At 44.4% G+C, this 7,369-nt stretch carries 7 protein-coding genes; 3 read left to right on the top strand and 4 right to left on the bottom strand.

Going from position 1 to position 7,369, the window contains the following annotated elements; all coding sequences use genetic code 11:
- Nucleotides 1–79 precede the first annotated feature (79 nt).
- A complete protein-coding gene (locus ACEW9J_RS07780) occupies nt 80–1,279 on the top strand; it encodes an IS4 family transposase (protein ID WP_373544564.1) in 1,200 nt (399 codons plus the stop codon).
- On the opposite strand, the gene ACEW9J_RS07775 is transcribed toward ACEW9J_RS07780, so the two are convergent.
- The 3 genes from ACEW9J_RS07775 to hemC all read right to left on the bottom strand — a co-directional run bounded on the left by ACEW9J_RS07775 (nt 1,203) and on the right by hemC (nt 2,976).
- Nucleotides 1,203–1,511, bottom strand: a complete 309-nt coding sequence (locus ACEW9J_RS07775) for a type II toxin-antitoxin system PemK/MazF family toxin (RefSeq protein ID WP_373544563.1) — start codon at nt 1,509–1,511, stop codon at nt 1,203–1,205. The genes ACEW9J_RS07780 and ACEW9J_RS07775 overlap by 77 nt on opposite strands.
- Before the next feature lie 92 nt (nt 1,512–1,603).
- The gene (locus tag ACEW9J_RS07770; RefSeq protein ID WP_373544562.1) at nt 1,604–1,753 is read right to left on the bottom strand and encodes an AbrB/MazE/SpoVT family DNA-binding domain-containing protein; all 150 of its coding nucleotides are present in this window, start codon (nt 1,751–1,753) and stop codon (nt 1,604–1,606) included.
- A gap of 218 nt (nt 1,754–1,971) precedes the next feature.
- Entirely contained in the window at nt 1,972–2,976 is a 1,005-nt protein-coding gene (gene hemC / locus ACEW9J_RS07765) for a hydroxymethylbilane synthase (protein WP_373544561.1), read from the bottom strand.
- Nucleotides 2,977–3,570: 594 nt separating this feature from the next.
- On the opposite strand from hemC, the gene ACEW9J_RS07760 reads away from it, so the two are divergent.
- Together ACEW9J_RS07760 and ACEW9J_RS07755 are read left to right on the top strand one after the other, a co-directional pair.
- Nucleotides 3,571–4,887 (top strand): ATP-binding protein, encoded by a 1,317-nt coding sequence (locus tag ACEW9J_RS07760; protein ID WP_373544560.1) that lies wholly within the window; start codon nt 3,571–3,573, stop codon nt 4,885–4,887.
- 134 nt (nt 4,888–5,021) lie between these two features.
- Nucleotides 5,022–5,567, top strand: coding sequence for a COP23 domain-containing protein (locus tag ACEW9J_RS07755; protein ID WP_373544559.1), 546 nt, complete (start codon nt 5,022–5,024; stop codon nt 5,565–5,567).
- A gap of 212 nt (nt 5,568–5,779) precedes the next feature.
- Here the strand turns inward: ACEW9J_RS07755 and ACEW9J_RS07750 are convergent, their stop codons facing one another.
- On the bottom strand, nt 5,780–6,862 hold the full coding sequence (locus ACEW9J_RS07750; RefSeq protein ID WP_373544558.1) for a phosphotransacetylase family protein: 1,083 nt from the start codon (nt 6,860–6,862) through the stop codon (nt 5,780–5,782).
- Nucleotides 6,863–7,369: the final 507 nt, after the last annotated feature.

Below are 7,369 nucleotides of genomic sequence, written 5' to 3'. Positions count from 1 at the left end.
CTCCAGGAAAGGGATAGAAGAGGCTATGATTGAAAAAGAATTGGTCTGAAATGAGTCCAGACCAATACATAAATATTATATGCTCTCAATATATCACACAACGCTACAGGAATATCTCAGCCTAGAGCAAATAGTGTTGCTAGAGATGTTAGTTAGAGTAATTCAGATATTTAAAGAAATAAAGATAGAGAAGTTGGCAGGAAGAATACCACTACCAATTAAATTTGAAAGCAGAAGAAGGGCAATTCAAAGATTTTTAATAGAAAGAGCATTAGATATATCATTACTGTGGCTACCGAATATTAAACAAATAGTAGATCGGAAGATGTCGGAGCAAAAACACAGAACCAGGAAGAAAAATAGTACGGAACGAAAGAAAATATATTTAGCAATGGATAGAACTCAATGGAAAGAGCATAATATTTTAATGATAGCCATTATTATCGACAAAAGAGCAATGCCAATTTATTGGGAGTTTCTGGATAAAAAAGGCTGTAGTAATTTAGCGGAGCAACAACAAGTGTTAAGATCAGTATTTGAAATATTTTCAGAGTATCAAATATTCTTGCTTGGAGATAGAGAATTTAGGGGTGTACACCTGGCAGCTTGGCTAACACAGCTAAAAATCAAATATGTATTTAGGATTAAAGGTGATACATGGGTTGAGACAAAAAATGGTCAACTTTGCTTGGTAAATAAACTTAAATGCAAGTCGGGTTCTCGATATTTTCACGAATCGATTAAGCTGACAAAAATAAAAGGATTTGGCTATAGCAATCTTACTATTTACTGGAAGCGAAAATATCGAGGAAAGCAACCAAAAGAAGCTTGGTATCTAGTCACTAATTTAGATAATGCTGATGCGGCTATTTCTGCATATACTCAGGCTTTTGCCGCGAGCGGCAACAACCGGCGAATGGGAATTGAAATGATGTTTCGTGATTGTAAGCTTGGCGGCTATCATCTCGAAGGATCTAAAGCTTCAACACCACGATTAAATAGTTTAGTTTTACTCGTTGCTATTGCTTATACACAATCATGTTTACAAGGAAATAAATACCGTTCTACTGCTACTTCTAAATATATTGGTAGAGATGAAAAACTTCGAGGTGATACCTCGGATACTAGCCGATTTTGGCTGGGTAACTATGCATCTGATTGGTTAATGATGATGGATCTAATGTCCCATTCGGTGGGATTACTCATGCTACACAGACCACAGCATCGACTGAATTTTTACAAAGGTTTTGAGGCTGTAAATACCTTGGTGCCTTGGTGACAGCACCGCTGTCACCCTCCAAGGTCTGTAAGTCTTCTGGTAGTAAGACTTCAAATGGATAACCTTTTTGCTGACTGGTAATCGGACAGAATAATGCTAACGAACTTTTATCGCTATAAGCCGCAGGTGAAATAATTAAAGCAGGTCGATAGCCGCGCTGTTCGTGTCCCTTTGTTGGGTTAAAGTCTAGATAGACAATATCGCCGCGATTTGGAATATAGCTAGTTGTCATTACCAGACTTCTTCTCCTACCGACATCCCAGTATCGATCTCTGCATGACGATTGGTGGGTGTAATTCCGGCAATTAATTCATCCAACGAATATTATTTTTGCTTTCTAGGTTTAATCGTGAGATTACCATCGATCGCGACGATCTCAACTTCCGCTCCATCGCTCAATCCGATCTCTTTTGCTAGGTGTTGAGGAATCCTCACCGCTAGACTGTTCCCCCATTTTGCTACGTTTCCAACCATTACTCAAATATACCGACTATGGGCACGTAGAAACTTTGTATCTACATAATAACTGATTCTGGCTTTGTTAATTCCGCGATCGCGTGTCAAACGATCGAACAAATAGTGTAAGAAGTAAGTAATTAGGTAATTTAACGATCGTTAGTCATATAGGCTTCCGCTTTTTAAGATGGGGATTTAAACCCCACCCTAAAAACCTCGCTGTCAACTGTCAACTGCTAACTATTTGTCTGCTCGTCCAACACTTTTTTCAAACCATCTCGACGAACCAATTCAAAGATTTCATCGAGGATAGTTTGTGCGCCTTGGCTGCGGAGTAGATGGGCGAGATCTTTGCCAATTTGTCCGGCGTTGGTAGCCAAACCTGTAATCGTATCTGTGACTAATCGCTGTCCATCGAGACTCGATACCATCCCGACGAGGGTGAGATTGTCACCATTGATGGTAGTATTGACCCCGATCGGGACTTGACAACCACCCTCTAGTTCCCGCAGGAAAGCTCGCTCTGCATAACAACGATAAGCTGTGGGTTGATGTTGTAATGATTGCAGGATCGCTAGGATTTCGGGATCTTCCGTCCGACATTCAATTCCAAGTGCCCCTTGTCCGACTGCGTGGAGCGATAATTCAGGGGGAATAACCTGGTGAATCCGATCGCCAAAATCCAAGCGTTGTAAGCCCGCAGCGGCGAGGATCAGCGCATCATATTCACCTGCATCTAGCTTCGCCAACCGCGTATTGACATTTCCCCGCACATCTTTGAACACAAAGTGGGGAAAGTGATGGCGGAGCTGCGCCAAGCGACGGAGTGAAGATGTCCCGATTACGGCACCTGCGGGGAGGGTATCGAGCTGAGAGCCTGCGTATTTGGCATTGACAACCAGCGCATCGGCTGGATTTTCACGCTCGGTAATACAACCGAGCATCAATCCTTCTGGTAAATTGGTGGGGAGGTCTTTGAGTGAGTGGACTGCGAGATCTGCCGATCGATCGAGCATTTTGACTTCCAGTTCTTTGGTAAATAGTCCCTTATCCCCAATTTTTGCCAGGGGTACATCGAGGATTTTATCGCCTTGGGTACTCATCATCTCGACTTCAAAGGTGCGATCTGGAAAGTGCTTCTGCAACTCGGCTTGCACCCAATAGGTTTGCACTAATGCTAGTTGACTTTTCCGCGAAGCGATGCGGATTGTCTGGGTTGAGTTAGTAAGATCGGCAGACATATATTAAAGAGCGATTGTTAATCTAGCGCATACAAATACTTAATCTAGGATACAGCCACTAGCGATCGGTAGCTAGTAGCAATGAAATCGCCTCTTGACGAATAAAAAACAAATCGCCTCTCGTTGGCACAGCCTCTCTGCAAAAAAAATCGTAAATAACATTAAGTTAAGTAAATCATTTATCAAATTGATAATACATGAAATCTAGCTGATGAGCATTACCCACCCAGCCCTTTCAATGCGAACACTTGTACTGTTCGATCGATCGCCATAGAGTGAGGTTTCTAGGCTTTGGCAATGATGGCGTGCCCCTCCTCGATCGAATTATGAGCAATCTTTCGATCGATGAGGGGCACTCAACCACTAGTATCGAGCGATTTGGTAACGGGTTTACCCCATCACAAGCTAGTTCGTTTGTTCGCGTTGAAAGGGCTGGCATTACCCACCCTACATATTGGTGCGTTACGCTGTGCCTACGGCAGGCTAACACACCCTACAGCTAAAGCCTAAAGCCTAACTAAATAACGATCGAGTTAATTCACTATTCACTATTCACTCTCTACCCTCTACCCTCTACCCTCTACCCCCTATCTTATGACTTCCTCCCATCACGATCGACGAACTCCCGAACTCCATCAGATGCAGCGCGCAATTGCGGGATTACTGATTTATCAAGATATTTTAGATAGTGAGGTGGGGATTGCTTTAATCGAGCTGCTCCAAGCGATCGCCAGTGGTGACAGATCTCAAGGCAATGCGCTGATTTGTTTGACTGCTTACGGACGTTTTTTCAAGGCTTTGGCTGTGGAAAATTGTAGTTGGGAAGAATACCTAATCGATCGAGTTTTACAGGCAGAAAATCCTTTTAGTCTCCAGGTACAACGAGTCGATGTCGGGTTGTCGATCGAGCCGATCCAAAACAGATTGTCATCAGCTCTAGTGACTGCGGCGGGGCAAGATCTTCAGTTATTATATATCCTTTATACTTGTGGACAGTATATCCCGCAATGGATGGAGCAGATCGGCGGTAAACCCATCTGTTGGCTCGAATGTCGGATCGGCGAAAAGCGAGCTACTATTATAGATGCTTTACACTCGACAAATTGGGGTGAATTAGTTGACGATCTCGCTCGGTATTATCAACAATCTGGAGTAGGTATTTTTGGTAAATATCGAGCTTTTAGATGGCAACAGCAACTAATGGGAATTGCTAATCCCGATCGAGTAGCGATCGACGAGCTTGTTGGCTACGAGCAGCAGAAAGCAACTCTAATTGATAATACAAAAGCTTTACTCGCTGGTAAGCCAGCTCTAAATATTTTACTATATGGTGGCAAAGGAACTGGTAAATCTTCCCTGATTAAAGGCTTACTAAATGACAATCTCAATAGTCAATTACGGCTAATTGAGGTGAGTAAATCAGCGATGATAGATTTGCCGTTAATTCTCGATCGCTTGACAGATCTGCCGCAGAAATTTATTATTTTTATAGACGATCTTTCGTTTGAAGCAGATGATGAAGCTTTTAAAGCATTGAAGGTAGTGCTAGAAGGAAGTGTGATTGCCAGACCTGCGAATGTAGTAGTATATGCGACTTCCAATCGCCGTCATTTAGTGAGAGAATACTTTGCAGATCGTCCTAGACCCCAGGATGCTGATGAGATTCAGATGTGGGATACAGTCCAGGAGAAGTTATCTTTTAGCGACAGGTTTGGGATTACACTTACCTTTGAACCTGCTGACCAAATCAAATATCTAGGTATTGTGCGCCATTTAGCTACCTCAGCACAATTACCGATCGAGCGTGACGATCTCGAACATCGTGCCTTACAATGGGCGACGAGACACAATGGACGCTCTGGACGCACCGCACGGCAATTCATCAATTATCTAATTGGGCAAATCAGTTAAGTTAATTGATAATTGATAACTGGGTTTGTGGCGGTGGGGATTTAAACTCCTGTTCACAGTTAGTTCTAAACTTGTGCGGAATTTTGAGATGAGCGGATGTTTCTTTAATTTAGGAATCGATAGGGAAGTAAATTATGAAATTATTGCAGGTAGGGACTCTTTGGGCGCATCGCCTCTTGATGCTAAGTTTGGTGAGCGTGGCAGTAAGTGGTAACCTATTTGTGCCGTCGAGTCAAGCTTTGACAGCCACGACTAACTTTGTCTGTGCTAAGTCAGATGGCAAACCTGCAACTATCGCTAGAACCAAAAAAGGTGATGTAACGCTATTGATTTGGAGTTCGGAAGGATTTAGCGAAGCGGGATTTACGCCCCAAGTTCGTTGTCAGCAGGTATCTGCTAGATTTCAATCGATGTATCGCAGCGGACAGTTAAAATTTATCACGGCTGGCACTCTGAATAGACTACCGGTGGTCTGTGCTACCACGCAATTTAACAGCACTTGTAATCAACAGAATTTACTCTACACACTCAAACCCGAGTCAGATCCTCAACTGGTAATTAAGAGACTGATGGCAATCCGCAATCGGGCGACTTCTAAAGGGCTGGAAGAGAGTGCGACAAGCTCCACTAGCACTGCGGCTAACTCGATCGATTTGAGTTGGCTCGACGACGAAGACTAGTCCATGAGATGCTAGGTATGAGGAAACCACTTACTCCCACCTGTGTCAAGTTAGCTATCTAGGGTAGGAAGTGAATGGTGGATGGTGAATGGTGGATGGTGAATCGATATCGTTTGTGTCTTGAGTGGGAAGGGAGTACTTGTGACGAGCCTTTGCCCTTTTTCCCTCCTTCACACAGACCCAACACACTGAAGATAACACCCTGGCGATCGTTAAATGCCCAATAGCGAGATCAATCGATCGACTTCACAATGATTGCCAAATAACTCCCGCGCACAATTGATTTTAATCGATTCTTGGAGCCGCACCTGCCCGAATGCCCGATCGATAATTTCCACAGTGGTGAGGGTATCGAGATCTACCGACAGAATGGGGATTTCTAGGTCTTCAGCACGGCTGACGATGAAGGGTTGAGGCGCAAGGTGTCCGGTGAGAATCAAGCACTGTGTAGAGGTTTCTAGCGCGGCTAGCTGAATATCCGCACGATCGCCGCCAGTGACTACGGCCATATTATTCCCCCGCCGAAAATACTCCAGAGCCGAATTGACATTCATCGCCCCAATCGATAGGCTCTCAACCATTAGGTCTAACCTGTCAGGACGACACAACACTTCTGCGTCGAGTTGGGCGACTAGCTGCTTGACAGTGACACTCCGCAGCAAACCATTGCGATGAACGATGCCAAATACGGGGATGCCTGAGTGTTCTAAATAGGGCACCAGAGTGGTCTGGACGCTCTCTACCCGATCGCGAGGGATATCATTGATGATACAGCCCAAAAGTCTCTTCCCAAGCTGCTGCTGGGCAGATAGGAGCAGATCGATGCTGGAAATCGGATCGTAACGATTGACAAGCAGCACTCCAGCATCCAGAGATTGGGCTACTTGAGCCGTAGCTAGATCGAATAAGCTCCCCTCATGAAGATTGGCACCACCTTCGAGGATAACTAGACTTCCAGGGAGATGTCGGACATTTTCTGCGAGTAATTTCCCATAGTCTTGAGTATCTGCCCCTGTGACTCGATCGATCGATCTGGCAGCATCCAATACTAGCAGTGGCGATCCCAGCCGCTCTGGGGGCAAGGATAATGCTTGCGCCATCAGTTCATTATCACTATCTATCAGCGGATTAGCAGCATTTCCACTGACTACTGGCTGAGTATAAGCAATCTCAATCCCCTTTTCTTGTAAGCGATCGGCAATTCCCAAAATTACTGCCGATTTCCCACTACAGGCTTCCGTTGAAGCTACCAGCAAATATTTCATAGCCATCCCCACACGATTATCCCCAGTCATTTAAGCTTAATTGAATAATTGGTAATATATAAAATCGACAACCAGTCGCAAATATCTAGTATGCAGCGATCGCGCTCTATTTCCCAGTATTAATTACTGCTTGCGCCAATGCTAGCCGTTTTTAAGCGGAATTGTAATTACCAAGTGACAATAGATGAGTGAATTTACTCTTTATCACCAGACTAATCTAGGTTGTACGCGATCGCAATGACTGGTATTAGTAGTGGAGATGTTCCCTGTCGAGCTTTGGTGTGGTTTGGAACCCGCGCTACTCCCTTCCCAATCAAGCAAGAGACACCATGATTCACCATCCACCATTCACCATCCACCATCCACCCTAGATGTCTAATTTGACACAGGTACGGGAGTAGTAGCTGGTAGAGTCGAGGGCAGGTATTATCCTGCGCCCCTCTCTGTTCGATCTGTACGTGCGGCTTTCACCGCATACAGCTCTCGATATTCTTAGATTGCTCTTTTGCTTGTGCTGGGTTCAGATTTGCATGGTTC

The organism is Chamaesiphon sp. (assembly GCF_041737865.1).
In the GTDB taxonomy this organism is placed as follows: Bacteria; Cyanobacteriota; Cyanobacteriia; order Cyanobacteriales; family Chamaesiphonaceae; genus Chamaesiphon.
Note: the sequence above shows the minus strand (reverse complement) of the source record. Positions and strands in the feature narration are given on the sequence as shown.

Coding starts and splice junctions, on each gene's coding strand:
- ACEW9J_RS07780 (WP_373544564.1), top strand. CDS start 80: ATGCTCTCAATATATCACACAACGCTACAGGAATATCTCAGCCTAGAG.
- ACEW9J_RS07775 (WP_373544563.1), bottom strand. CDS start 1,511: ATGACAACTAGCTATATTCCAAATCGCGGCGATATTGTCTATCTAGAC.
- ACEW9J_RS07770 (WP_373544562.1), bottom strand. CDS start 1,753: ATGGTTGGAAACGTAGCAAAATGGGGGAACAGTCTAGCGGTGAGGATT.
- hemC (WP_373544561.1), bottom strand. CDS start 2,976: ATGTCTGCCGATCTTACTAACTCAACCCAGACAATCCGCATCGCTTCG.
- ACEW9J_RS07760 (WP_373544560.1), top strand. CDS start 3,571: ATGACTTCCTCCCATCACGATCGACGAACTCCCGAACTCCATCAGATG.
- ACEW9J_RS07755 (WP_373544559.1), top strand. CDS start 5,022: ATGAAATTATTGCAGGTAGGGACTCTTTGGGCGCATCGCCTCTTGATG.
- ACEW9J_RS07750 (WP_373544558.1), bottom strand. CDS start 6,862: ATGACTGGGGATAATCGTGTGGGGATGGCTATGAAATATTTGCTGGTA.